This window comes from Goodfellowiella coeruleoviolacea, from assembly GCF_024171785.1.
Taxonomy (GTDB): Bacteria; Actinomycetota; Actinomycetes; order Mycobacteriales; family Pseudonocardiaceae; genus Goodfellowiella; species Goodfellowiella coeruleoviolacea.
Map to the genome: position 1 here is coordinate 208,217 of NZ_JAMTCK010000005.1, position 26,067 is coordinate 234,283.

The following is a 26,067-nucleotide window of genomic DNA, read 5'->3' on the forward strand; positions in this document are numbered from 1 at the left end:
CACCGGCATCCCCGCACCAACCATTCACCGCACGTTCAGTGCGTTTCCTCCCAGGCGCGGTAGGCGTCCTCGACCAAACCGACCGCCTCGTCGACGTCGTCGGTCAGGTGCAACAGGGCCATGTCCCTTTCGCTGAGCTTCCCGCCGGCATGCGCGGCGTCCCGGAGCCAGTTGTAAAGTCCCTCCCAGTAGGACCGCCCGAAAAGCACCACGGGAAACTTGGTGACCTTCTTGGTCTGCACCAGGGTCAGTGACTCGAACAACTCGTCCAGCGTGCCGAATCCACCGGGTAGGCAGATGAACGCCTGCGCGTACTTGATGAACATCGTCTTGCGCGCGAAGAAGTAGCGGAAGTTCATCCCCAGGTCCACCCAGGGATTCAGGCCCTGCTCGAAGGGCAGTTCGATGCCCAGGCCCACGGACAGGCCGCCGGCCTCCGAGCAGCCCCGGTTGACCGCTTCCATCGCGCCCGGCCCGCCGCCCGTGATCACCGCGAACCCGGCCTCGGCCAACGCGGCACCCAGCCGCTGGCCCACGGCGTACTCCGGGTGGTCACGGGCGGTCCGGGCGGAGCCGAACACGGTCACCGCCCTGGGCAGCTCGGCCAGCGCGCCGAACCCCTCGACGAACTCGGCCTGGATGCGCAGCACCCGCCACGGGTCGGTGTGCACCCAGTCGGACGGGCCCCGCGAGTCCAGCAGCCGCTGGTCGGTGGTGGTCGTCTCGACCCGCCGGGAGCGGCGCAGCACCACCGGCCCGCGCTGCTTCTCCCGGGGGCGCTCGTCCACCCCCTGGTGGTTCGCGCCGGGGGCCGCCCCAGCGCCGGCGAGGTTGTCAGCAGACCCGGAAGAGCCAGAAGAGCCAGAAGAGGACGCCGTCACCCCGGCGAGTCTAGTGATCGCCGGTGTCCGCTCCGGTGGCCGAATCCGTCACGAACCTGGTCAGCACCTCGGCGCAGCGGCGGATCTGCCCGGCGGGCACGTTCTCCTCCTTGGTGTGCGCCAGGGTCGGGTCACCGGGCCCGAAGTTGACCGCGGGCAGGCCCAGCGCGGCGAACCGGGCCACGTCCGTCCAGCCCAGCTTGGCCACGGGCGCCCCACCCGCCGCCGCGACCAGCTCGGCCGCGGCCGGCGCGGTCAGCCCGGGCAGCGCGCCCGCCGCGTGGTCGGTCACGGTCAGCGCGAACCCGTCGAACACCTCGCGCAGGTGCGCCTCGGCCTGGGCCGGCGTCCGGTCCGGCGCGAACCGGTAGTTCACCGCCAGCACGGCCTCGTCCGGCACCACGTTGCCGGCCACCCCGCCGCCGACCCGCACCGCCTGCAGGCCCTCCCGGTACCGGCAGCCGTCGATGTCCACCTGCCTGGGCTGGTAGTCGGTCAACCGGCGCAGCGCCTCGCCCAGCGCGTGGATCGCGTTCACGCCCATCCAGGCCCGCGCGGTGTGCGCGCGCCGGCCCTCGGTGCGCACCTCCACCCGCATGGTGCCCTGGCAGCCCGCCTCGATCACGCCGTTGGACGGCTCGCACACCACGGCCAGGTCGCCGGCCAGCCACTCCGGCAGCTCCCGCTCGACGCGGCCGAGGCCGTTGCGCGCGGCCTCGACCTCCTCGCAGTCGTAGAACACGAAGGTCAGGTCGTGCCGGGGTGCCAGCACGGTGGCGGCCAGCGAGAGCATCACCGCCACGCCGCCCTTCATGTCCACGGTGCCGCAGCCGTGCAGCACCTCGGTGTCCCCGCCGCCGGTGCGGACCAGCGGCAGGTTGCCGTTGATCGGCACGGTGTCCAGGTGGCCGGCCAGCACCACCCGGGACGGCCGGCCCAGCCCGGTGCGGGCCAGCACGGTGTTGCCGGAGCGGGCCAGCTCCAGGTGCGGCGCCTGCCGGGCGAGGGCCTGGTGCACGGCGTCGGCCAGCTCGGCCTCCGATCCGGACACACTGGGCACGTTCACCAGGTCGGCGGTCAGGTCAACGGGATCCGCGGTGAGGTCCAACAGCACGGTCACCGACGGTACCTGGCGCTGTCACACCCCGGTGCCCTTGGCTAACGTGTGCTGGGTGAGCAGCGCAGATGTTGACCCGACCGACGACACCGCCGCCGAGCCGGCCACCGGCGCCTCCGCCGCGGGCCTGGCCACCGTCGCCGCCGACGGCACGGTGCTGGACACCTGGTTCCCCGCTCCCGCCCTGACCGACTCGGCCGAGCCGGGCACCAGCCGGCTCAGCGCCGAGCAGGCCGCCGAGGCACTGGGTGAGGCCGCCGCCCGGCTGCTCGGCCCGGACCCCGACCGCGGCGTCGAGGTGGTGGCGGTGCGCACCGGCATCGCCCGGCTGACCGACGCCCCCCGCGACGCGCACGACGTGTACCTGCGGCTGCACCTGCTGTCCAGCCGGCTGGTCCGGCCGCGCCAGGCCAACCTGGACGGCATCTTCGGGCTGCTCGCCAACGTGGTGTGGACCAACCACGGCCCGTGCCCGGTGGAGGGCTTCGAGACGACCCGGCTGCGGCTGCGCGCCCGCGGCCCGGTGACCGTGTACGGCGTGGACAAGTTCCCCAGGATGGTCGACTACGTGGTGCCCAGCGGGGTGCGCATCGGCGACGCCGACCGGGTCCGCCTCGGCGCGCACCTGGCCGCCGGCACCACCGTGATGCACGAGGGCTTCGTCAACTACAACGCGGGCACGCTCGGCGCGTCCATGGTGGAGGGCCGGATCTCGGCCGGTGTGGTGGTCGGCGACGGCTCCGACGTCGGCGGCGGCGCGTCCATCATGGGCACCCTGTCCGGCGGTGGCCGCGAGGTGATCACCCTGGGCGAGCGCTGCCTGGTCGGCGCGAACGCCGGCATCGGCATCTCGCTGGGCGACGACTGCGTGGTGGAGGCCGGCCTCTACGTCACCGCAGGCACCAAGGTCACCCTCCCGGCCGGCGCGGACCAGCTGGCGGACTCGGCCGGGGGCACGGGCAACCGGGTGGTCAAGGCCAAGGACCTGTCCGGCGCGTCCGGCCTGCTGTTCCGCCGCAACTCCACCACCGGCGCGGTCGAGGCGGTCCCCCGTTCCGCCGACGCCAGGGTGGAACTCAACCTCGCCCTGCACGCCAACGACTGACCGCGGCCCGGTAGCGGGGCCGGACCAGCACACCGGCCCCGTCGCACCCACACGTTTCAAGCCCACGTGAGAGCAACGTGCTCCACGTAATAAACTGTGGAGTATGACAAAGCGGAACATCACCCTTCAACTCGATGAAGAGGTGATTCAGCAGGCCAAGGTCCTCGCCGCGCGCCGGGGCACCTCGATCAGCGGTCTGCTTGCCCGGCAACTGACCGAACTGACGGCTGCTGACGAGCGCTACCAGCGGGCAAGAGCGCATGCTCTGCGGTCAATGGATGAGGCCATCGAGCGTGGTGGGATCTCATGGCGACGTGAGGACCTCTACGAACGGTGACCGGACTGCCACGAGTCTTCGTCGACACCAACATCCTCGTCTACGCCGAGGACAAGACCAACCAGGCACATCACCAGACAGCAAAGGCGCTACTGCGTGAACTGTGGGACACCGGTACCGGCGCGTTGAGCACGCAGGTGCTCCAGGAGTTCTACGCCGTGGTCACCCGGAAACTGCGACCGCCCCTGCCAAGGGCTGAGGCCCGGAGATTGGTGGCGGACTACAGCGAGTGGTGTGTCGTGGACACCGACGCACTGCTGATCATCTCGGCCAGCCGACTCGAGGAGGACCACACGCTCGCTTTCTGGGACGCGCTGGTGGTCGAAGCGGCCCTGCGGGCCGGGGCGACCGAACTGCTGTCCGAGGACCTGCAGCACGGTCGCCGGTTCGGCCCGCTGGTCGTGCGCAACCCGTTTCGATGAACCGGGTCAGGGAACCAGGTCAGCCGGCGGTCAGCCGGTGGGCGGCGGCGGCGACGCGGTCGTCGGTGGCGGTGAGGCCGATGCGGACGTGCCGGGTGCCGGTGGGGCCGTAGAAGGTGCCGGGCGCGACCAGGATGCCCCGGTCGGCCAGCCAGCCCACCGTGTCCCAGGCGTCCTCACCCCGGGTGGCCCACAGGTACAGGCCGGCCTCGGAGTGGTCCACGGTGAACCCGGCGGCCAGCAGGGCCGCGCGCAGCACCTCGCGGCGGGCCGCGTACCTGGCGCGCTGCTCGGCGACCAGGCTGTCGTTGGACAGCGCCTCGGTCATGGCCGCCTGCACCGGTCTGGGCACGATCATGCCGGCGTGCTTGCGCACCTGCAGCAGCCCGGCGACCAGCTCGGGGTCACCGGTGACGAAACCGGCGCGGTAGCCGGCGAGGTTGGCCGACTTGGACAGCGAGTGCACGGCCAGCAGCCCGTCCAGCCGGCCCTGGTTGACCGAGGGGTGCAGGATCGACACCGGCTCGGTGTCCCAGCCCAGGTTCAGGTAGCACTCGTCGGAGGCCACGATGGCGCCGCGGTCCCGCGCCCAGTCCACCACCTTGCGCAGGTGTTCGACGGGCAGCACCTGGCCGGTGGGGTTGGCCGGCGAGTTCAGCCAGATCAGCGCCGGCCGCTGCGGGCCGAGGCTGACCAGCCCGTTGGCCCGCACCGGCGTGGCCCCGGCCAGCCGCACCCCCACCTCGTAGGTGGGGTAGGCCAACTCGGGGATGACGACCAGGTCGCCGGCGCCGATGCCGAGCAGCGTGGGCAGCCAGCCGACCAGCTCCTTGGAGCCGATGGTGGGCAGCACCGCGTCCGGGTCCAGCCCGGTCACGCCGTGCCTGCGGTGCAGCGCGGCCACGGCCGCCTCGCGCAGCGCGGGCGTGCCGTGCGTGGCCGGGTAGCCAGGCTGGTCGGCCACGGCGGTCAGCGCGGCCTGGACGGCGGCGGGAACGGGATCCACCGGCGTGCCGATGGACAGGTCGACCACGCCGTCGGGGTGCGAGCGCGCCCGAGCGGCGTGGTCGGCCAGCGAGTCCCAGGGGAAGTCGGGAAGCTGGGGTCCGCGGTGGATGGTGGTCACTCTCCCCGCGGTTCCAGGTCGCGCACCATCTTCGGGTCGGCGCTCACCTTGCCGACCTTGGCGGCGCCACCCGGGGAGCCCAACTCCTCGAAGAAGTCGGCGTTGGCCTTGGTGTAGTCCTTCCACTGCTCGGGCACGTCGTCCTCGTAGTAGATGGCCTCAACCGGGCAGACGGGTTCGCAAGCACCGCAGTCAACGCACTCGTCCGGGTGGATGTACAGCATCCGGTCGCCCTCGTAGATGCAGTCGACCGGGCACTCCTCGATGCATGCCTTGTCGAGCACGTCCACGCAGGGCTCGGCGATCACATAGGTCACTGCGCTCTCCTGCTTCTCTTTCCGGTCCGCCGCGCCGGCGGGGGGTCGCGCGGCCCGCGACAGTATGTCCCGGCCACCACCCTGCAGCGAAGGGCGGTACCCGGGACACGGTTTTCCTAGTGGGACACATCACAGCTTTCCTGTGGGGCACAGCACAGCGGCGCCAGGGGCCCCCAGACGTGTGCACCCGCTTGCCAGGATAGGCCCCGTGGACAGCGGCACGGCGTTGGAGTACCGGTGCGCGGACGCCTGGCCGGCCCTGGTCGACCAGCCCCTCGGACAGTGGCGGCTGCGGGCCGCCGGCGGCTTCACCGGACGCGCCAACGGCGCGCTGGCCCTGGGCGATCCGGGCATGCCCGTGGCGGCGGCGCTGGTCAGCGCGGTGGAGTTCGCCCGGGCGCAGCGCATCGAGCCGCTGGCGCACGTGATCGCCGGCTCGGCGACCGAGCGGCGGATCGCCGAGGCGGGCTGGGTTGTGGCCACGCGGGCGGCCGGCGCCGAGTCCGCGGTGCTCGTCGGCGAGTTGACCGAACTGGCCAAGCGTGCCCGATCGACCGGCCAGGTCGGCCCGGACGACCCGGCGGGGCGCGCCGGGGTGCGCGCCGGGGTGCACGCCGACGCCCCGCCCGGCTGGTGGCCGCTGGTGGTGGACACGGCAACGCCCACCCCGGCGCAGCGGCACGTGCTGACCACCGGCCGGGTCGGCTACGGGCTGCTGGAGATCGACGGGCACGCCGTGGGCGCGGTGCGCGGCGCGCTGGTGGACGGCTACCTGCACGTGGCCCGGCTGGCGGTGCGGCCGGAGCACCGGCGCCAGGGGCTGGCCCGGCGGCTGCTGGCCGCGCTGGCCGGCTGGGCGCGCGAGCGCGGCGCCACGCACTACGTCCTCCAGGTCACCCCGGACAACGCGCCGGCCGTGCGGCTGTACGAGTCGCTGGGCGCGGCCGAGCACCACCGCTACCGGTACTGGGTGCCGCGCTGAGCGGAACCAGGTCCGCTGGGTGCCGCGCTGAGCGGAACCAGGTCCGGCGGGTGATCGCGCTCGGGCAGGATGAGGCGCATGGCCGTGACCTTCCAGCAGGTGTCCCGGGTGCGCGGGCTGTTCCTCGGGCTCGCCCTGGGCGACGCCCTGTCCGTGGCCAGGCAGGCCGAGGCGGCCGACGGCGAGCTGCGCGGCACCAGCACCAGCCAGCTGGCCTGCTACACGGTGGAGGGCGCGATCCGCGCGCTGCACCGGTTCTCCCACCGGGGCATCGGCCACCCGTCGGCGATGGGCTGGGCCGCCTACTCGCGCTGGGCGGTGGGCCGGGGCTTCGCCGTGCCGGGTGGCCAGGACGGCCCGGCGGGGTGGCTGGCCTCGGTGCCCGCGCTCACCGAGAACTGGGGCAGCGCGCCGGCGACCGTGCACGCCCTGGCCGGTGGACGCATGGGCGGCCAGCGGGAGCCGGTCAACAGCAGCCGAGGCCACCACGGGTTCAACCGGGTGCTGCCGCTGGCCGGGATGGCCAGCGGTCCCGACGACGACCTGCCCCGCGAGTGGGCCGCCGACTTCGCCGCGCTGACCCACGGCGACCCGCTGGTCTGGCGGGCCGCCCGGGTGGCCGTGGCCGTGCTGACCCGGCTGGTCTGGGGCGGCGAGGGCAAGCGGGACGGCGCGCTGCGGCTGCCCGAGCCGGCCGACGCCGAACTGCTGGCCCGGGTGAACGAGGTGGTGGCGCTGGCCGGCCGGGAGCCGGGCAACCGCGCCCGGCTGGCCGAGCTGGCGCCGGACGGCACGGCGGTGTCCGCGCTGCTCGGCGGGGTGTACGCGGCCAGCTCCCACCAGCAGCCGGAGCGGGTGGCCGACGCGCTGCGGTTCGCGCTGCACGCGCCGTGGCGGGACGCGGTGGCCCCGATGACCGGGGCGATGCTGGGCGCACTGCACGGGGTGGCCGCGCTGCCCATGCGATGGCTGAGCCGGCTGCGCCTGGGCTGGGTGCTGGATCTGCTGGCCGGCGACCTGCTGGCGCAGCTGGTGCTCACGCCCGGCGGCGGCGAGTACCAGCCGGTGCTGTCGGCCGACTGGTCCACCCGCTACCCGCCCGGCTGACCCCACCACCCGCACGGCCGGTCGCCACCACCCGGCCGGCCGAACCACCAGCGATGTCGACCCCACCCGACATCCGCCCAGCTCATCCCGCGAGTCGTGGGTTCGGACAGCGCGAGTCGCACGTTCCAGCAGGGCCAGGTGGGTGACACCGACCGCCACCCATCCGAGTGAGCGCTACCGCACCGGGCTGGGCAGGGCACGGCGTTCGGCGCGGATCCACTTCAGCGCGGCCCGGCGCGCCCGGCGCAGCGCCGAGCGCTCGCCCAGGTAGCCGCCGAGCACCCCGGCGACCGGCAGCATGCCCAGTGCCTCGTGGTAGAACCGGCCGCGCGGGCGCTTGTCGAGTTCGCCCTCCAGCGCCCACAGCGCCCGGCCCAGCCGCCACACGGTCCGGCCCAGCGCGGCCAGCGTGGCCCGGCCGTGCGCGCGCCGGGACGCGGTCAGCTCCTCGGTCAGCTCGGCCGCCCGCCTGGCCTCCGCGCCCACCCCGTCCGGCCCATCCAGCTCGCTCGTGGTGCCCTGGCCGCCGGCGGCCAGCTCCGGGCTGATCCGGCGGCCGAACAGCACCCACGCCAGCAGCCGCACCCGGTCGGCCGGCGCGGTGCAGCCGTACTCGCCGGCGATCGCGCACAGCAGCAGGCCCTGGCCGGCCGCGCCCACCACGGGCCGCACCGGCAGCCGCGCGGCCAGTGCCCCGCCCAGGTTGGGCACGCTGGCCACCAGCGCGGTGAGCCGGCCCACCCGGTTGATCCACCAGTCGGTGCGCTCCGCCGGGTCCATGGCCGCCCAGCGCGCCGTGCCCGGCGCGCGCACCGCGACCAGCCGCCGCGCCAACCGGGCCCACCGCCCGCGCCGCCGAACCGGCGCGCGCTCGGCCACGGCCGGCAGCGCCCGGCGGCGCAGCCGCACCGGGCCGGCCTCCCGCACCGCGTCCAGCACCGGCCCGGTGGCGCGCACGAACGGCCGCAGCACCGCGACCACCTGCCGGTCGGTTATCGCCTCAGCCACCAGCGCTCCCCAGGACGACGACCGCTGTCCCCCCTGGTCTACCGCACGCCGCCGGGTGCCGCACGACAGGCGGCCGGCGGGCTGGTCAGCTGACGGGCTTGCCGATGATGCTGCCGAGGGCGATCGCCCCGGGCAGCGCGCCCAGCCCGAGCAGCAGCAGGGTCCGCCAGTCGTCGAGCAGCACCACGTCCCCGCCGGGGCCGCCGATGCCGAACACCAGCAGGGTCAGCAGCCAGGCCAGCAGGGGCGCGCCGGCCACCGAGAACTTCGGCCGCAGCCGCGCCGCGGTCAGCACCAGCCACGGCGTGCTGACCAGCGCGACCAGCGCGGTGACCGGCAGCGGCGCGTCCCCGGCCTCGGGCAGCAGGTGGCCGTCCAGGCGCAGCGGCAGGAAGAACAGCTCCAGCAGGGCCAGCACCACGGCGTCCAGCACCAGCAGCGCCAGCAGCAGCCGGTCGTCGCGGCTCACCGCGCCGCACCCCGCTCGGTCACCTGCTCGCCCCCGGTCAGGCCGAGGCCGCCGAACAGGTCCGCGGCCGCGCCCTCGGCCGCGCCGCGGGCCAGCACGTAGCACTCGGCGTCGACGATGGGCTGGGCGATGTTGTTGGACAGGGCGTAGGCGGTGGCGCCGGTGTCGTTGCGCCACACGCTCACCTGGGTGGCGTGCGCGCGCAGCGCGCTGAGCTTGGCCGGGATGTGCTCGGCGATGTCGACCACGGTGGTGATCTCCGCGTCGGGGGTCACCGGCAGCTCGCCCGGCTCGGGCAGGCGGAACGGCAGGTCGGGCACGTCCCGCAGGGCGTCGATGCCGGCGTGCACGGCCCGCTCGGCGGTGACCGCGTGGAACACCCGGACCACGTCGGGTGACTCGGCCGCGGCCGCCATGGTGATGTCGTGGGCGCGGATGTGGTCGGGGTGGCCGTAGCCGCCGTTGGCGTCGTAGCTGACCACCACCTGGGGGCGCACCTCGCGGATGACCGCGGCCAGCGCCTCGGCCTGCTCGTCCAGTGAGCCGCGGACGAACGCCCTGGGGTGGTCGTTGGTGGGGGTGCCGGCCATGCCGGAGTCGCGCCACCGGCCGACGCCACCGAGGAAGCGGTGGTCGGTCACGCCCAGCGCGGCACAGGCCGAGCGCAGTTCGCCGAGCCGGTACCCGCCGAGCTGGTCGGCCGCGTCGGAGGCGAGTTCCCGCAGGCCGGGCGGGATGACCTCGCCCTCCTCACCGAGGGTGCAGGTGACCACGGTGACGTGCACGCCACGCGCGGCGTAGCGGGCGATGGTGCCGCCGGTCCACAGACTTTCGTCGTCGGGGTGGGCGTGGACCAGGAGCAACCTGGGTGGTGCAGTCAGCGTCACCGGATCAGCGTAGATGCCGGGCAGCGCGGGCGACACGGCCACCGCCCGGGCCTGGCCGGGCCCGGGAGAACACCCCGGGAGAACGCCCCGGCAGCGCCCCCGGGACACGCTCCGGGAGAACGCGAAGCGGCCCACCCCGCACCGGGAGTGGGCCGCTCGACGTGGGCGCTCGCCGCCTCACACCACCGCGCGCTCCTCGGCGAAGTGGCACGCGGACAGGGTGGCGCCGCGCTGGATCAGCTTGGGCTCCTCGGTGGCGCAGATGTCCTGCGCCTTCCAGCAGCGGGTGCGGAACCGGCAGCCCGAGGGCGGGTTGACCGGGCTGGGCACGTCACCGGAGAGCACGATCCGCTGCCGCTGCCGTTCCTGCTTGGGGTCGGGCACCGGCACCGCGGACAGCAGCGCCTGGGTGTACGGGTGGCTGGGCCGCTCGTAGATGTCCTGGCTGGACCCGATCTCCATGATCTTGCCCAGGTACATCACGGCCACCCGGTCGGAGATGTGCCGCACCACCGACAGGTCGTGCGCCACGAACAGGTAGGCCAGGCCGAGCCGCTCCTGCAGTTCCTCCAGCAGGTTCACCACACCCGCCTGCACCGAGACGTCCAGCGCGGACACCGGCTCGTCCAGCACGATCAGCTTGGGCTCCAGGGCGAGCGCCCTGGCGATGCCGATGCGCTGGCGCTGCCCGCCGGAGAACTCGTGCGGGTAGCGGTTGCGGTGCTCGGGGTTGAGGCCGACCAGCTCCAGCAGGTTGTTGACCCGGCTCTGGATGTCCTTCTCGGCCGTGCCGTGGATGCGGAACGGCTCGGACACGATGTCGTTGACCTGCCAGCGCGGGTTCAGCGACGCGTAGGGGTCCTGGAACACGATCTGCATGTCCCGGCGGACCGGGCGCAGCTGCTTGGCGTTGAGCTTGGTCAGCTCGCGCCCCTCGAACCGCACCGAGCCCGAGGTGGGCTTGTGCAGCTGGAGGATGGCCCGGCCGGTGGTGGACTTGCCGCAGCCGGACTCGCCGACCAGGCCGAGGGTCTCCCCGGCGGCCAGGTCGAAGCTCACGCCCGAGACGGCGTGCACCTGGCCGACGGTGCGCGGGATGATCCCGCCGCCCCGCACGGGGAACGTCTTGACCAGGTCGGTGACCCGGAGCAGCGGCTCGTTCCCCGGCTGCTGCCCGGCGGCGGAGGCGGCCGGGGTGGTGGCGGGCGTGTCGGTCGGAGTGGTCATGAGCTGGACGTCTCCTGAGTCTTCGCGGCCTGCGCACCGGCGTCACCGGCGTCGGTGGCCACACCGGCGGTCGGCTGGGCCAATCCCGCGTCCCCGATCTCTTCGGTGATCGGCACGTCGGGGTTGGCGGTGACCAGCTCGGCCGGGTTCTCGATGACGCCGATCTCCTCGTGGGCGAACAGCGCCTGCGGCTGGGCCAGGGTGGCCAGGTGCTCGGAGCGGATGCACCGAGCCAGGTGGACTGCGCCCGCGCTGTCGGGCACGACGCGCAGCTCGGGCTCGCCGTTACGGCACTCCGGCACCGCCAGCGGGCAGCGCGGCGAGAACGCGCACCCGGTGGGCAGGTTGACCAGCGAGGGCGGCGCGCCCTTGATCGGGGTGAGCCGCTTGCCCAGGGTGGCCGGGTTGGGCACCGAGCCGAGCAGGCCGACCGTGTAGGGCATCCGCGGCGCCTCGAAGACCTGCTGCACGCCGCCGGACTCGACCACGGTGCCGCCGTACATCACCTGCACCCGGTCCACCATGCCGGCCACCACACCCAGGTCGTGGGTGATCATGACCACGGCCGCGTCGGTCTCGTCGCGGATGCGCAGCAGCGTGTCCAGGATCTGCGCCTGCACGGTCACGTCCAGCGCGGTGGTCGGCTCGTCGGCGATGATCAGCTCGGGGTCGTTGATGATCGCCATGGCGATGACCACGCGCTGGCGCATGCCGCCGGAGAACTCGTGCGGGTACTGCTTGGCCCGCCGGTCCGGCTGGGGGATGCCGACCATCTCCAGTGCCTCGACGGCCTTGGCCCAGGCGGCCTTCTTGGACACGTCGTGGTGCGCCCGGTAGGCCTCGGACAGCTGCCAGCCCACGGTGTAGACCGGGTTCAGCGAGGTCATCGGGTCCTGGAAGATCATGGCGATGGAGTTGTTGCGGTAGGGCTGCAGCTGCTTGTAGCTGAGCCCCACCAGCTCCTCGCCCCGGAACTTGATCGACCCGGTGATCTTGGCGGTCTTGGGCAGCAGGCCCATCACGGCCATGGACGACACCGACTTGCCCGAGCCGGACTCGCCCACGATGCCCAGCACCTCGCGCGGGCGCAGCGAGTAGCTGACGTCGCGCACGGCGTGGACGCTGCCGTCCTCGGTGGGGAAGGTGACGGACAGGTTCTCGACCTTCAGCAGTTCCGCTGTCGCCTCGGTCATCATGCACGCACCTTCGTCTGCCTGGGGTCGAACGCGTCCCGCAGACCGTCACCGATGAAGTTGATCGCCAGCGAGATCAACACGATCACCAGGAACGGTCCCCAGAACAACCACGGACGGGTGATCAGCTGGGTGTAGTTCTCCTGGACGACCACGCCCAGCGAGGTGTCCGGCAACTGCACGCCCAGCCCGATGAACGACAGCGCGGCCTCGGCCAGCACGGCCGTGGCGCAGGACAGCGTGGCGTTCACCGTGATGCTGCCGATCATGTTGGGCACCAGGTGCCTGAAGATGATCTGCGGCGTGCTCGCGCCGAGCGCCCTGGCCGCCTCCACGAACTCCCGCTGGGACAGCGACAGGGTCTCGCCGCGGGTGATCCGGGCGATGGACATCCAGCCGAACAGGGCCAGCACGATCGCCACCGTGGTCCAACTGCCGGACAGGCCCTTGACCAGGATCGCGGCCACCGCGATCTGCGGCACGATCATCAGCAGGTCCACGACGCGCATCAGCACGGTCTCGGTGGCGCCGCGCAGGTAGCCGGCGACCGAGCCGAACACCACGCCGATGAGGGTGGACACCACGGCCACGATCAGCGCGATCTGCAGCGAGTACTGGGTGCCGCGCATCAGCAGGGCGAGCATGTCCTTGCCCACCTGGGTGGTGCCGAGCAGGTGCTCGCCGCTGGGCCGCAGGTACGGGCCGCTGGAGGTGTCGTCGTAGGAGTACGACATGAACAGCGGGCCGATGAAGGCGATCAGCACCAGCAGCACCAGCACGCCCACGCTGGCCATGGCCAGCTTGTGCCGCAGGAACCGGCGCAGCACGATCTGACCCTGGGTGCGCGCCTTGGCGTCGAACTCGTGGCGGGACTCGTTGACCGCGCCCTCCTCCGGGGCGGCGTTGATCAGTGTGGACATGTCAGCCAAGGCGAATCCTCGGGTCCAGGACCCCGTAGAGCAGGTCGGCTACCAGGTTGAAGACAACGACCAGGGTGGCGGTGACGACCAGCCAGCCCATCAGCATGTTCGGGTCGAACTGGCGCACGGCGTTGACCAGCAGCTTGCCCATGCCGTTCCAGCCGAACACGGTCTCGGTGATGATCGCGCCGGTGAGCACGGAACCGGCGTTGAACGAGAACAGCGTGACGACCGGGATGAGCGCGTTGCGGAAGGCGTGCCGGAAGGTCACCCGCGCCGAGGAGATGCCCTTGGCCCGCGCGGTGCGCACGTAGTCGGAGTGCAGCGTCTCCAGCATGGAGGAGCGCTGGAACCGGCTGTAGGCGGCGAAGCTGATCAGCATCAGGCTCACCGTCGGCAGCAGGAACGTGCCGGTGTACTTGAAGATGACCTCGCCGACGTTGCCGCTGAAGCCGCCACTCGGCGGGCCCGCGGTCGTCAGCCACCGGTCCATGCCCATCGAGGTGAGCACGTTGTTGAGCTGGATGCCGTAGTCCTTGAGCACGACGGCCACGCAGAACACCGGCATGGAGAACATCAGGAACGCCACACTCGTCGCGGCGTAGTCGAAGATCGAGTACTGCTTGACCGCGGCCAGCACGCCGACGGCCATGCCCAGCACGAGCGCGAGGATCTCGGCGCCGACCACCAGGCGCAGGGTCACGAAGAACGAGTCGGTGACCACGGTGTAGACGTCGGCACGGGCCTGTCCCAGGGCGACGCTGGTGCCCCAGTCGCCCTGCACGAAGTTGGTCACCCAGTGCCAGTACCTGACCAGGACGGGCTGGTCCAGGCCGAGCGCGACGGACAGGTTGTGCACGTCCTCCTCGGTGACCCCGGGCTTCGCGCGCAGTTCGGCGAGCGGGTCACCGGCACTGGCGACCATGATGAACGCCAGGAACGTGCCGACCACCAAGATGGGTATGGAGATCAGCACGCGGCGGATGGTGTAGCGAATCACGGATGCTCCTCGTTGGAACCAGCGGCGCGAGCGTGGCACCGCCAGGTTCGGCGACCGTGGCGACGGTACGCCCGATCCCCCAGGGCTGCCCACGTGGGCTGGGACTCAGGCGGGGTGCGCCCGAGTCCCAGCTCACGTGCGGCCGGTCGGCCCCGGCGGTCGGGTCAGGCGCGCAGCCGTTCCCCGCCGCCGGGCCTTACCTCACCGGTCAGGACGTCTTCTGCCACTCGGCGGCGTTCCACAGAGCACCGTAGTAGCCCTGGAAGTACACCCGGTCCACGTTCTTGAAGGCCCACATGTTCGGGGGCAGGAACAGCGGGAACGTGGCGTACTTCTCGGCCAGCGCCTTGTCGACGGCCTGGTAGAACGGCTTGGCCGCGGCCAGGTCGGTCTGCGCGACGGCCTTCTTGAAGTTCTCGTCCACGGTCGGGTCGGACAGACCCTGCCAGTTCTGGCCACCACCGGTGGTGTAGATCGACTGCTGCGAGGACTTGAACGGCAGCGAGGTCCAGGCGAACAGGGCCACGTCGTAGTCGCCCTGGCTGACCCGGGTGTCCAGGAAGTTCGGGTCGGTGTCGTCGACGACCTCGATGCCGGCGGCCTTGCACTGGCCCTGGATCAGCTCGACGGTCTGCTTGCGGCGCGGGATGTCGGTGTGGCTGATCCGGAACGACAGCTTCTTGCCGTCCTTGGCGTAGATGCCGTCAGCGCCCAGCGTCCAGCCGTCCGCCTCCAGCGTCTTCTTGGCGTCGTCGGCCTTGCCGGTCAGCTTGTCGCTGTAGTTGTCGACAAAGCCGTCCTCGCTGGGGAAGAACACGATGCTGTTGAACGGCTTGGCGTCCTCCTGCACCGGGGCGACCAGCTTCTGCACGATCTCCTGGCGGTTGATGCACTGGCCGAACGCCTTGCGCACCGCGTCCTGGGCGAGCAGCGGGTTCTTGAAGTTCAGGTCCAGGTGCTCGAAGGCCAGACCGGCGGCGGCGCCGTACTTGACGCCCTCCGCGGCCAGGCCGCGCAGCCGGTCCGCGGCGTTGCCGTCGGGCTGGGCCGAGGCCATCACCTGGGTCTCACCGTTCTGCAGCGCCTGCGCCTGGGCGGTCGGGTCGCTGATCGCCTTGACGGTGATGGAGTCGGGGCCGCCCGGGTTGCCCTTCCACTTCGGGTTGCGCACCAGCTTGACCGACTGGTTCTGCACCCAGCTGTCCAGCATGTACGGACCCGAGGCCGGCATCAGCGCCTTGTCGAACCCGTTCCACTTGGTGTTCCAGAACTCGGCGATCTTGGTCAGCTCCTCCGGGGAGCTGTCCCGGTTGAGCTTGGTGATGTCGGCGATGCCGGTCTGCTCCTCGGCGATGTGCGCGGGGAGCACGTCCAGCGAGCTGCCGAACAGGCTCGGGTAGTCCGCGAACGGCTCGTCGAACGTGGTCACCAGGGTGGTGTCGTTCTCGCAGGTCGGCTGCTTGATCATCTCGTAGCCGGTGGTGCCCGCGGACAGGAAGTAGGTGCCGTCGCCGCCGGCCTTCTTGATGCCGGCGTTGGCCAGCCAGGTGAAGTAGAAGTCCTTGCAGTTGAACGGCTTGCCGTCGGACCACTCCAGACCCGGCTTCATCTTCCAGGTCACGGTCTGCGGCGACTTGCTGGTGACCTCCACCGACTCCATGATGTCGGTGTTGAGCAGCACCTTGTTGTTGCCGTCGATCAGGTAGGCGCCGGCGAGGACGCTCACCAGGGGGATCGCGTTGTAGGTGTTGTTCGCGTCCGCGGCCTGGTTGTTGTAGGCGGTGTACGGGTTGTCCGTGGTCACCGTGATGTCGCCGGCCGGGTCGACCTTGGGCACGCTGATGTTGGTGCCGTTCTCGCCCTTGGCCGCCGCCATGCTGGCGATGTCGGCACTGTCACCCTGATTGGTGCCGTTGTCGCCGCCGCCGCCGCACGCGCTCAACACCAGCGAGGCGCCTGTGAACAGCGCCAGCGCTGACAGCGCTTTGGTTCTCCTCATCGGTAAGTGCCCTCCTAGCACAGGGTTGACGCACCCATTGTGACCAGCGTCCAACCCGCGATCACTGGCGTGGCCGATCGCCCCGAGCACACGCCGTTGCAGCACGGTAGGAAGCGGTACCCGGACCGGTCACTGCGTCGCCCCCGATCGTGACCAAAGGGTGACACGGCGGTGGCGGGCCGCAACGTAGCGGTTACCGGCCGGGAGAGTTCGTTAACCGGACGGTAAGAATACTGTCAATGCCGCCTCCGTCTCACCATGTGGAATCGCAAGTAGTGACCGCCTGGGGTAGGTGACCACGTCAATGCGTCCCCCGGACGGAGGAAGCGCTTTACGGAGAGTAGTACGCGGCGTTAGCGGCCCTGACGTCGCCACTGCGTGGCCGTGCTGAACACCCCGGCCAGCGGCGCGCCCTCGGACACCCCGGAGACCTCGTCGGGCAGTACCGCGAGGGTGTCCGCCACCTGGAACAGCGGGATGGCCACGAACTGCTGCCACAGCGCCGGTTCCAGCTCGGCGAGCACGTCGGCCAGGGGCCGCTGGCCGGTCAGCGCGGCGTCGATGGCGGGTTGCAGCGCGCGGTCGCAGAAGCCGGCCAGGTTGGCCGGGACCGCGGTGGTGCCGTCCGGCAGCGCGCTGGCGCAGCCGAACGTGTCGGCCAGCGTCGCGGCCGGGTCGCCGTTGTCCAGCCGGGGCACCACCGCGATGTCCACGGCGTCCGCGTCGCCGGTCCGGGACGGCGGCTCGGTGCCGGCGTCACCGGTGGGCCGGGCCGGGGTGCTGGACGGCGCCACCTCCGGGGCCTGCTCGCCCTGCAGCTGCTCGTAGAGCTGCTTGCCGGGCGGCGTGCGCAGCTCCACCTGGATGCCGGCCTGGGTGAGCTGGCGCTGCACCTGGCCGGCGATGGACACGTACTGCGCGGATTCGGCGGGCGCGGCCACCACCAGCTTCAGCGGCGTGTCCTGGCGCGTCCAGGTGTCGTCCTGCCTGGTGAACCCCGACTCGCCGAGCAGCTGCTCGGTGCGCGCCGGATCGGGCGCGGCCGGCGGCGCCCCGGCCGGCAGGGTGGCCGCGTACCCGGGCCGGGACGGCAGCAGCACCTGGGCGTCCGCGCGCAGCTGGGCGGACGGCCCGCTGCCGGTGCCCACCGCGATCAGCGCGTCCCGGTCCAGCGCGGCGGCCACGGCCGCGCGCACCCGCACGTCGGCCAGGCGCGGGCTGGCCGGCCGCAGCAGCAGCTGGGCCACCTCGGGCCGGGGCACGGTGGCGGTGGTCGGCGGCGTGGCCGGCCGGGTGCTGGTGGGCGCGCCGCTGGACGGGCCGGCGGGATCGGTACCGGCGGGATCAGCGCCAGCGGGGTCGGTGCCGGTCGCCCCGGTGCCGGTGGGACCCGTGCCGGTGGTGCCGGTGGGGCTGGTGGGCCCGGCCGGGCCGGAACTGCTCGCGGTGGTGGACTGGGCGGCGGTGGTCAGGTCGGCCAGCAGCCGGGTGGTGATGGCGTCGGCGCGCAGCACGGCCACCTGGTTGTCCCCGGTGCCCAGCGCGGTCACCACCTCGGGCTGGCTGGCCCGGCGCAGGGTGACCCGCTCCGGCACGACCGCCCGGCCCCAGTACCGGTCGTTGCGCTCCAGCACGATCTCGCCCCGGCCGCGGTCCAGCGTGCGCACGGCGAACGGCCCGCCCACGGCGGGGAACCCGTCGGCCAGCGCGTTGGCCCACCCGCCGGGCGCGTCCTTGAGCAGGTGCGCCGGCAGCAGGTTGGCGAACAGCGAGCGCCACCCCGGGTAGGGCTTGGCGAAGGTGACCACCACGATCTTGCCGCCCTCGCGCGAGCTGATGTCGGAGATCAGCCGGTAGCCGGCCGGGTCGACGGTGCCCGGCTCGGCGCGCATGCGCTGCCACAGGTAGACGAAGTCCTCGGCGGCGATGGGCGCGCTGTCCGACCAGGTCGCCTCGCGCTTGATCGCGTAGGTGACGGTGAACGGCTCGGCCGAACTCACCTCGGCCGAGTCCATCAGCGACCGGTCCAGCACCGGGTTGCCGTCGCTGCCCGGCCGGAACACCGAGGGCAGCAGCAGCGAGGACAGCGCGGTGGTGACCGTGGACTCGTCGGCCAGGGTGTGCGGGTTGTAGCCACCGCTGACCTGGTCGACGCCCACCACCACCTCGTTGAGGCTCTCCTGTTTGGGCGGCGGCGATGACGTGGTCGGCGCCGGGGTGACCAGCGGTGGCGGCGGGGTGTTGGTGCAGCCGGCGAGCACGCCGAGGCCCAGGACGAGCAGCAGTGCGAGCACGCGGCGCCCCCGTGCCGCGGTGGCCTCCCCGGACCAGGACATGGCCACCTCCCAGTCCTTCGGCGTCATCACTACCCGTCGTCGGAGTCTCACTGTGGGCGGTCCATCCTCGCCGCAACCGTGCCGGCCGCGCACACCACCCCCCGGGCGGGGCGGCCGGCACCACCCCCGCTCCGGCACCGCCGGTCCGGCCCCGTCCCCCGTTCTCTTGGACGTTCCACCCGGCCGTTGGTTCCGGTCAACCGCGCGCGCTCCGCCCGAACAGGGGGCGCGACGCGCGGCGGCACGGGCCGGGGCCCGGCGGGTCAGGCGGCTGGTCAGGCCGGGCGGGTGGCCGGGTCAGGCCCGAGCGGGACGGCGGGCCCAGCCCGGGCGGGTCAGCCCAGGCGGGTCAGCCCCGGCCGGTCAGCCCAGGCGGGTCAGCCCAGGTGGGCCAGCCCAGGCAGGTCGGCTCGGTGATCGGCTCGGCCGGTCAGGCGCGGTCGCGCGCCTTGGCCCTGGCCCGCTCCCTGGCCCGCTGCGAGCCCTCCAGCACGGTCTTGCGCACCCGGACCACATCGGGGGCCACCTCGACGCACTCGTCGGCGGCGCAGAACTCCAGCGCCTCCTCCAGCCCCAGCTTGCGCGGCCGGGCCAGCCGCTCCAGTTCGTCGGCGGTGGACGAGCGGACGTTGGTGAGCTTCTTCTCCCGGCAGACGTTCACGTCCAGGTCCTCGGCCCTGGGGTTCTCGCCGACCACCATGCCCTCGTAGACGTCGGCGCCGGGCTCGACGAAGAACGTGCCCCGGTCGGCCAGCTGCATCATGGCGTAGGCGGTCACCGTGCCGGTGCGGTCGGCCACCAGCGAACCGCTGTGCCTGGTGCGCAGCTCACCCACCCACGGCTGGTAGCCGTCGAACACGTGGTGGGCGATGCCGGTGCCCCTGGTCTCGGTGAGGAACTCGGTGCGGAAGCCGATCAGGCCGCGCGAGGGCACCACGTAGTCCAGCTTCACCCGGCCGGTGCCGTGTCCGCTCATGCTCTCCATCCGGCCCTTGCGGCCGGCCAGCAGCTGGGTGATGGCGCCGAGGTGCTCCTCGGGCGCGTCCACGGTCAGCCGCTCGAACGGCTCGCACAGCTTGCCGTCGATGGTCCTGGTCACCACCTGCGGCTTGCCCACGGTGAGTTCGAAGCCCTCCCGGCGCATGGTCTCCACCAGCACGGCCAGTGCCAGCTCGCCCCGGCCCTGCACCTCCCAGGCGTCCGGCCGCTCGGTGGGCAGCACCCGCACGCTCACGTTGCCGACCAGCTCGGCGTCCAGCCGGGCCTTGAGCAGGCGCGCGGTCAGCTTGGTGCCGCCGCCCCGGCCGGACAGCGGCGAGGTGTTCACCCCGATGGTCATGGAGATCGCCGGCTCGTCCACGGTGATCCTGGGCAGCGGCTGCGGGTCGTCCGGGTCGGCCAGGGTGTCGCCGATGGTGATGTCCGGGATGCCGGCGATGGCCACCAGGTCACCGGCGTGCGCGCGCTCGGTGGGCACCCGGTCCAGCGCCTCGGTGATCAGCAGCTCGGTGATGCGCACCCGCTCGGCCGAGCCGTCCTCGCGGCACCAGGCCACGGTCTGGCCCTTGCGCAGGGTGCCGGCGTGGATCCGGCACAGCGCGATCCGGCCCAGGAAGCTGGACGCGTCCAGGTTGGTGACCAGCGCGCGCAGCGGCGCGTCCGGGTCGGCGGTGGGCGGCGGCACGTGCGCGAGCAGCGTGTCGAACAGCGGGGTGAGGTCGGGCGAGTCGGGCAGGTCGCCGTCGGCGGGCTGGGTCAGGCTGGCCCGGCCGGCCCTGGCCGAGGCGTAGACCACGGGCAGGTCGAGCACGGCGTCCAGGTCGATCGCGGCGCCCTCCGCGCCGTCCTCGCCGCCGAGGTCGCTGGCCAGGTCCAACAGCAGGTCGTGGGTCTCCTCGACGACCTCGGAGATCCGGGCGTCCGGCCGGTCGACCTTGTTCACCACCAGCACCACGGGCAGGCCGGCGGCCAGGGTCTTGCGCAGCACGAACCTGGTCTGCGGCAGCGGGCCCTCGCTGGCGTCGACCAGCAGCAGCACGCCGTCCACCATGGACAGCCCGCGCTCCACCTCACCGCCGAAGTCGGCGTGGCCCGGGGTGTCCACCACGTTGATGGTCACCGGGCCGTCCGGGGTCTCCCGGCGCACCGCGGTGTTCTTCGCGAGGATGGTGATGCCCTTCTCGCGCTCCAGCTCGCCGGAGTCGAGCACCCGGTCGACCGGCTCGGCGCGGGCGGAGAAGGCGCCGGACTGCCGCAGCATGGCGTCGACGAGCGTGGTCTTGCCGTGGTCGACGTGCGCGACGATCGCGACGTTGCGCAGGTCGGCGCGCAACTGACTGGGGCGCAGCGGACGTGGCGCTTCGATGCTTGTGGGCACGCGAGGGCTCCCGATTGCTGTTCGGTGGGGTACGGCCAGCGGCGACGGCACTCGCGGCCGTCCTCAAGGTTACCCTGCCGACACACCGTGATCGACGTCACTGAACAGTCCGGGTAGCCGCGACTTTCGCCCCGGACACCGGGCACCGTGGCCGGTGGGCGCACGGAGAAAGCGCGGGTAAACACGTGTTGACCTGAGCACGCGTCCGACCGACCGTTTCAGGCCGGGTATTTGTCGCCCCATGCACAGGTAAAGAAAAACGAAAAGCGGAAGGTCAAAAAGAACGTCAGGACCGGCGCCGGTCACATTACGAATGCGCGACATCGAGGTCGCGGAATGGACAGTTAACACCGTTGGCAAAACAACCGCCGGGGCAGCCCCGAGGGCTGACGGAGAAAGAAATGGAGATCGCGGCCGCGATTCGATCACGCGCCGGCACGGCGTGCCGGCCGCAACTGCTGGCTGGGCTGGCTCGATCGGTTCTGGTCGGGTGTCGGGTCGGGTGGCGACACCCGGTCGACGAGCAGTTCGCGACGCGCGGCGCCGGGTGGACGCCGTGGCCGCCGCCGGCGGCACCGGGGTCGGGTTCGCACTCGCCGTCGTTCTCGCCACCAGCTGGCGGCGGTGTGCTGTCAGGTGGTCCGCACCGCCCTCAGCTGGCCGCCAGCATCTCGTTCACCCTGGACAGCTCGGGTGCGGTCATGGTGACCTGGAACGAGACCACGTCGTAGCGGGCCATGTGGCGAATGGCGAACGGGTCGGTCGCCAGCAACGCGTCGAGCTTGCCGCGCGGCATCGTTCTGGCCAGGATGACCCCGCCGACGCGCGGCTGCTGCCGCCCCGACGCGAGGAAGTGGCCGGCCTCGTACTGACGGTTCAACCAGTCGAGGTGATCCGGCAGGACGTAGTCAATTTCGTCCAGTGGCTTCGTGTAGGTGAGCAGCACGATGTACATAGCCCGATGGTAGACCCGCACCCGGCCGCCAAACACATGACAATGCGTTCTATGCGCCGTCTTTACGCGGTCAAAATGGCCACTCTTGGCAACCGCGAGGACGATGGGTAACCAACAAGGCGGTAGTGCGCGCCGACCGGCTGATCGATAAGCCGGGGCGACCGGACCGGCCGTGATCTCAATCGATTCAGCAGAGCCGACAGCAGGGGGACATCTACCACAATGGGGCGATCTTCCGTATTGCCCCATTTGCCACCAATGGCGTGAAGTGCGGTTTGTGTGAAAGTCCCGACGCGGCCGGCCAGGACCGCGTGTTCTCCCGTCCGGGTCCCGGTCCGCCGGCCAGTGCCGCGGATCCGGGGTGGCCGGGCGGGCGCGGGGTCGCCGGTGGTGGTCAGGGTGCGGCAGCGGTGAGCAGTCGGCGCAGCGCGGGCACCAGGGCGCGGTCGGCGGGCAGCCAGTCCAGCGCGGCCAGCTCGGCCGGGTCCACCCAGCGCAGCGCCCGGTGTTCGACCGCGGTCGGCTCGGCGTCCGGGTCGGCGAGGGTGGCCGCGTACACCCGCAGCAGCAGGTCCGCGGTCAGCGGCAGGTCCGGGCCGAGCGGCTGGTCGACGCGCACGGCCACGCCGAGTTCCTCGGCGCACTCGCGCACCACGGCCTTGGCGTCGGTCTCCCCCGGTTCCACCCGTCCGCCGGGCAGCTCCCACCGGCCGGCCGCCTCGGCCGGGTAGGCCCGCTGCTGGGCGAGCAGGCGGCCGTCGCGCACGATCGCCGCGCCAACCACCACCCGCCCCCGGGCCAGCCGCTCGGCCCGACAACGCACGGCAACGGCCCTGGCCGCCAACAGCCGCAGCACCCGCCGGCGCACCAGCACCACGTCCAGCACCCGGCCCAGCGCGCCGCCCGGGGACGTCCAGTCCACCGTGTCCCGCACCAGGGTGCCGCCGCCGGTGGGGGTCAGCGCGGTGCGCGCCTCGCCGGCCGGCAGCAGCCCGGCCACCAGCCGCCAGGTGATGCCCGACTCGGTCACCGCCACCACCCGGGCGGTCACCGGCACGGCCAGCCACCGCCCCGCGCGCCCCGCGCGACCCGCGCGCTGGCCGCTGGCCGTGGCGCCCACGCCGGCCGCCGGTGCCTTCCCGCCGGCCGCCGGGGCGTTCACGCCGGCAGCTGGAGCATTCGCGCTGGCAGCTGGGTGGTTCGCACTGGCAGCTGGGTGGTTCGCGCTGGCAGCTGGGTGGTTCGCGCCGGTAGCTGCGGCGTTCGCGCCGGCTCTGGCGCCGCCGAGAAGGGGGACCGACAGGCACAGCTCGTCCCCGACCGCGAGCACCGTGCCGTCCCCCCGCCGCACCCTGGCAGTCATACCGGCGCGGGCAGCGGCCGCCCGGAGGAGTCCGACATCGAGCAGGGCAGCGGCAACGGTTCTGACCGGGGCGTCAGCCAACGTGGTGGCATGCAGGACAGGCACCGCCCGATCGTGCCGCACCGCCCCAGCCGTCAGTCCACCGTGTCGGCGTCCACCGTGTTGTCCAGCTGTCCGGGCCCACCCCGCCAGGGGCGGCTGTGTCTGGGCCACTGGTGGGCTGGGCCACTGGAGTGTGGCCCGCTGGTGTGTGGGGCGGTGTGCCTGGGGCCCCGGCTGGGGCGGTGTGTCCGGGCCACCGGGTGCTGGCGGCTGGTGGGGCGCGGTGGTCGCGGGGGTGGGGCCGGCGCTTGTACCACAGAAGCCGGGGCCGGTGTGGACGATCCCCCGATCGAGGATGGGGTTGTCCACAGCGCACCGGGTTGTCCACAGGCACTGCTCGGCCGGCTGTTTTCGCAGGTGGGGGCGGATAGACTGGCCCTGGGGCCGCCCCCGGGAGGGTGGGGGGTGCGCGGGTTCGCGTCGCTGGCCACACCCCGCACCGGCGGTCGGGTGCCGGTTGGGGGGGCGGTCAGCGCACGGCTGGCCAGCGGGCCTCCACGCGGGCGCCGCCCTCGGGTGAGGCGGCCGCCCACACCCGTCCGCCTCGCCGCCGCACCGTGGCCGCGACCAGGGCGAGGCCCAGGCCGAAACCGCCGCTGCCGCGTCCCCGGTCCGCCTCGACCCGGTAGAACCGGTCGAACACGCGTTCCCGGTGTTCGGCGGGGATGCCGTGCCCGTCGTCGTCCACCAGCAGCCGCACCTCCCGGCCCGCCGGCAGCACCGACACCCGGATCAGCGCCCGGGCGTAGCGCGCGGCATTGCGCAGCAGGTTGTCCACGACCAGGTCGACCTCGGCCTGCGGCGCCCACACCAGGCAGGCGTTCAGCGGCGCGTCGAGCCGCACCGGCGGGCCGGCGTCGGCCATCCGGTCGATCGCGGCCTGCGCGACCAGCACCACGTCGACCGGCTGCCCAGCCACCACCTGGCCGGACACCACCCGGTTGGCGCCGGCCGGCCCCGCCACCAGCGGGCGACCAGTCGGCTGGCCGGGGTCCAGGCCGGGGCGCGCCGCACCGGGAACCAGTTCCTCCGCGTCCGAGCGGGACAGGGTGAGCAGCGCGTCGAGCAGGTCGGACAGGCGTTCGGACTCCTCCGCCACGGCCTGCAGCACCTCCTGCGCGAACTCCGGGTCGGGGTGCATCACCGCCACCTCGGCCTGGGCCCGCACCGACGCGACCGGCGAGCGCAGTTCGTGCGCGGCGTCCCCGGTGAACCTGCGCAGCCGCTCGGTGGCCTCGTCGCGCCTGGCCAGCAGGGCGTTCAACGCCTCGGCCAGCGCGCGCAGCTCGTCCTTGGCCTCGGGCACGGGCAGCCGCCGCCCGGCGGGCAGCTCACCCGCTGCCGCGCGCATCCGCTCCACCGGCCGTAGTGCCGACCGGGCGGCCAGCCAGGTGGCCGTGCCCACGAACGCCGCGCCGACCAGCGCGGCCACCGCCAGCCAGCGGGTGACCTGGCCGACCGCGGGCACGTATCCGACCAGGGCCATGCCGGCCACCACCAGCCTGGGCAGGCCGGTCGGGTCGTACACCACCTGGCCAAGCCACCGGTGCGGCGGGTCGCCGGTCAGCTGGAGCACCTTGTCGCCCGCCTTGAGCTGGCGCACCTCGCCGGGGCTCAGCTCGACCGGGTCGCCGCCGTCGGCCGGCGCGCCGGCGGTGTCCAGCACGCGCAACTGGATGCCCTGGCCCTCGCGGTCGACCGGCCGGCCCTGGGCGACCTGGGTCGAGGCCCTGGTCAGTGCGGTGCCCAGCTCGCCGTCCACCGCGTCCACGAAGATCGCGCCGCCGAAGCTGGCGACCGCGCTGGTCAACGCCAGCAGGCAGGCCAGGGTGACGCCGGTGGCCGCCACCGTGATGCGGTAGCGGAGGCTGCGCCGCAGCCACCACGCCCGCAGCCGGCGGGGTCCACCGATCACCGGTGCCCGGCCCTGGGTGCCCCGCCGGTCCTGGGTGCTCCGCCGGTCCTGGGTGTCCCGCCGGCCATGGCCGCGTCCAGCTCGGCGGTGGACGCCAGGTAGCCGTGGCCGCGGATGGTGCGCACCACCTCGCCGGCACCCACCGCGTCCAGTTTGCGCCGCAGGTAGCCGACGTAGACCTCGACCGCGTTGCGGGTGGCCGCCTGCTCGTCGCCCCACACCGCGCGCAGCAGCTCGTCCTTGGTGACCACCGACCCCGCGCGCCCGGCCAGCGTGCTGAGCACGGCGAACTCCCTCGGGCTGAGCTGGATCGCGGTCTCGCCCCAGCTCACCTGGCGCCTGGCCCGGTCCACGGTCAGCTCGCCGAGCCGCAGCTGCTGGTCGGCGGCCAGGGTGGGGTTGCGCCGCAGCACCGCCCGCACCTGCGCGACCAGCACCACGAACGAGAACGGCTTGACCAGGTAGCCGTCGGCGCCCAGGTCCAGCCCGTCGGCCTGGTCCACCTCGCCGTCCTTGGCCGAGACCATGAGCACGGGGGTGCGCACGCCCTCGGCCCGCAACCGCTCCAGCACCCGGTAGCCGGACAGCCCCGGCAGCATCACGTCCAGCAGCACGACGTCGAACGCACCGGTCAGGCCCAGGCGCAGCGCGCTGGGGCCGTCACCGGTGACCACGACGTCCATCCCCTCGGCGGTGAGCCCGCGCTGCAGTGCCCTGCGCACGCCGGTCTCGTCGTCCACAACCAGTACCCGTGGCCTCACGCCGCACAGCATGACCCCAACCCCGGCACCGGGGTGGATCAGCTCTCAGCGGACTCTCAGCTCCGGCGTCAGCTGAGGGTCGTTCTCAGCGTGATCTCAGTTAGTGCCCGGCAGGGTCTTCGGTGTCGGCCAACATGGGGTTGGCTGACGGCGGTGAGGAG

The 26,067-nt window shown here is 72.8% G+C and carries 23 protein-coding genes; 5 read left to right on the top strand and 18 right to left on the bottom strand.

Annotated features, from left to right (window positions below):
• Positions 1–35: 35 nt before the first annotated feature.
• A complete protein-coding gene (locus tag LX83_RS12465) occupies positions 36–788 on the bottom strand; it encodes an LOG family protein (protein WP_253770589.1) in 753 nt (250 codons plus the stop codon).
• Between the two features lie 103 nt (positions 789–891).
• Positions 892–1,995: a succinyl-diaminopimelate desuccinylase gene (gene dapE, locus LX83_RS12470; RefSeq protein WP_253771142.1), complete on the bottom strand. Its 1,104-nt coding sequence runs from the start codon at positions 1,993–1,995 to the stop codon at positions 892–894.
• A 49-nt stretch (positions 1,996–2,044) separates the two neighbouring features.
• On the opposite strand from dapE, the gene dapD reads away from it, so the two are divergent.
• The 3 genes from dapD (at position 2,045) to LX83_RS12485 (ending at position 3,862) form a co-directional block, all read left to right on the top strand.
• Entirely contained in the window at positions 2,045–3,103 is a 1,059-nt protein-coding gene (dapD, locus tag LX83_RS12475; RefSeq protein WP_407649551.1) for a 2,3,4,5-tetrahydropyridine-2,6-dicarboxylate N-succinyltransferase, read from the top strand.
• A gap of 103 nt (positions 3,104–3,206) precedes the next feature.
• Positions 3,207–3,440 (top strand): DUF6364 family protein, encoded by a 234-nt coding sequence (locus tag LX83_RS12480; RefSeq protein ID WP_253770593.1) that lies wholly within the window; start codon positions 3,207–3,209, stop codon positions 3,438–3,440.
• Positions 3,437–3,862: a PIN domain-containing protein gene (locus LX83_RS12485; protein WP_253770595.1), complete on the top strand. Its 426-nt coding sequence runs from the start codon at positions 3,437–3,439 to the stop codon at positions 3,860–3,862. The genes LX83_RS12480 and LX83_RS12485 overlap by 4 nt, the downstream gene beginning before the upstream one ends.
• 19 nt (positions 3,863–3,881) lie before the next feature.
• Here the strand turns inward: LX83_RS12485 and dapC are convergent, their stop codons facing one another.
• Together dapC and fdxA are read right to left on the bottom strand one after the other, a co-directional pair.
• Positions 3,882–4,988, bottom strand: coding sequence for a succinyldiaminopimelate transaminase (dapC, locus tag LX83_RS12490; RefSeq protein WP_308203959.1), 1,107 nt, complete (start codon positions 4,986–4,988; stop codon positions 3,882–3,884).
• Positions 4,985–5,305: a ferredoxin gene (gene fdxA, locus LX83_RS12495; protein ID WP_253770597.1), complete on the bottom strand. Its 321-nt coding sequence runs from the start codon at positions 5,303–5,305 to the stop codon at positions 4,985–4,987. The genes dapC and fdxA overlap by 4 nt, the downstream gene beginning before the upstream one ends.
• A gap of 208 nt (positions 5,306–5,513) precedes the next feature.
• Here fdxA and LX83_RS12500 point away from each other — a divergent pair, with 208 nt between their 5' ends.
• The gene (locus tag LX83_RS12500; protein ID WP_253770599.1) at positions 5,514–6,287 is read left to right on the top strand and encodes a GNAT family N-acetyltransferase; all 774 of its coding nucleotides are present in this window, start codon (positions 5,514–5,516) and stop codon (positions 6,285–6,287) included.
• Positions 6,288–6,365: 78 nt separating this feature from the next.
• Positions 6,366–7,394, top strand: coding sequence for an ADP-ribosylglycohydrolase family protein (locus LX83_RS12505; protein WP_253770601.1), 1,029 nt, complete (start codon positions 6,366–6,368; stop codon positions 7,392–7,394).
• Between the two features lie 174 nt (positions 7,395–7,568).
• Here LX83_RS12505 and LX83_RS12510 read toward each other — a convergent pair whose 3' ends face one another.
• The 14 genes from LX83_RS12510 to LX83_RS12575 all read right to left on the bottom strand — a co-directional run bounded on the left by LX83_RS12510 (position 7,569) and on the right by LX83_RS12575 (position 25,918).
• Complete coding sequence (locus LX83_RS12510; RefSeq protein WP_253770610.1) at positions 7,569–8,402, bottom strand: hypothetical protein; 834 nt, start codon at positions 8,400–8,402, stop codon at positions 7,569–7,571.
• An 85-nt stretch (positions 8,403–8,487) separates the two neighbouring features.
• Complete coding sequence (locus tag LX83_RS12515; protein ID WP_253770612.1) at positions 8,488–8,871, bottom strand: hypothetical protein; 384 nt, start codon at positions 8,869–8,871, stop codon at positions 8,488–8,490.
• Entirely contained in the window at positions 8,868–9,758 is an 891-nt protein-coding gene (mshB, locus tag LX83_RS12520) for an N-acetyl-1-D-myo-inositol-2-amino-2-deoxy-alpha-D-glucopyranoside deacetylase (protein ID WP_253770614.1), read from the bottom strand. Before mshB ends, LX83_RS12515 begins: the two co-directional genes overlap by 4 nt.
• 177 nt (positions 9,759–9,935) lie before the next feature.
• Positions 9,936–10,985, bottom strand: a complete 1,050-nt coding sequence (locus tag LX83_RS12525) for an ABC transporter ATP-binding protein (protein ID WP_253770616.1) — start codon at positions 10,983–10,985, stop codon at positions 9,936–9,938.
• The gene (locus tag LX83_RS12530) at positions 10,982–12,178 is read right to left on the bottom strand and encodes an ABC transporter ATP-binding protein (RefSeq protein ID WP_253770617.1); all 1,197 of its coding nucleotides are present in this window, start codon (positions 12,176–12,178) and stop codon (positions 10,982–10,984) included. Before LX83_RS12530 ends, LX83_RS12525 begins: the two co-directional genes overlap by 4 nt.
• Positions 12,178–13,098, bottom strand: coding sequence for an ABC transporter permease (locus LX83_RS12535; protein WP_253770620.1), 921 nt, complete (start codon positions 13,096–13,098; stop codon positions 12,178–12,180). Before LX83_RS12535 ends, LX83_RS12530 begins: the two co-directional genes overlap by 1 nt.
• Before the next feature lies 1 nt (position 13,099).
• Entirely contained in the window at positions 13,100–14,098 is a 999-nt protein-coding gene (locus tag LX83_RS12540; protein ID WP_253770622.1) for an ABC transporter permease, read from the bottom strand.
• A 208-nt stretch (positions 14,099–14,306) separates the two neighbouring features.
• Positions 14,307–16,097, bottom strand: a complete 1,791-nt coding sequence (locus LX83_RS12545; protein WP_253770624.1) for an ABC transporter family substrate-binding protein — start codon at positions 16,095–16,097, stop codon at positions 14,307–14,309.
• A 353-nt stretch (positions 16,098–16,450) separates the two neighbouring features.
• Positions 16,451–18,460 (bottom strand): ABC transporter substrate-binding protein, encoded by a 2,010-nt coding sequence (locus LX83_RS12550; RefSeq protein ID WP_253770625.1) that lies wholly within the window; start codon positions 18,458–18,460, stop codon positions 16,451–16,453.
• A gap of 403 nt (positions 18,461–18,863) precedes the next feature.
• Positions 18,864–20,810 (bottom strand): translational GTPase TypA, encoded by a 1,947-nt coding sequence (gene typA, locus LX83_RS12555; protein ID WP_253770627.1) that lies wholly within the window; start codon positions 20,808–20,810, stop codon positions 18,864–18,866.
• A 652-nt stretch (positions 20,811–21,462) separates the two neighbouring features.
• Complete coding sequence (locus tag LX83_RS12560) at positions 21,463–21,765, bottom strand: YciI family protein (protein ID WP_253770629.1); 303 nt, start codon at positions 21,763–21,765, stop codon at positions 21,463–21,465.
• Positions 21,766–22,159: 394 nt separating this feature from the next.
• On the bottom strand, positions 22,160–22,927 hold the full coding sequence (locus tag LX83_RS12565) for a (deoxy)nucleoside triphosphate pyrophosphohydrolase (protein WP_253770631.1): 768 nt from the start codon (positions 22,925–22,927) through the stop codon (positions 22,160–22,162).
• A 772-nt stretch (positions 22,928–23,699) separates the two neighbouring features.
• Positions 23,700–25,145 carry a sensor histidine kinase gene (locus LX83_RS12570; protein ID WP_253770633.1) on the bottom strand — a complete coding sequence of 482 codons (1,446 nt, stop codon included), beginning with the start codon at positions 25,143–25,145 and terminating at the stop codon, positions 23,700–23,702.
• Positions 25,142–25,918, bottom strand: a complete 777-nt coding sequence (locus LX83_RS12575; RefSeq protein ID WP_253770636.1) for a response regulator transcription factor — start codon at positions 25,916–25,918, stop codon at positions 25,142–25,144. The genes LX83_RS12570 and LX83_RS12575 overlap by 4 nt, the downstream gene beginning before the upstream one ends.
• Positions 25,919–26,067 lie beyond the last annotated feature (149 nt).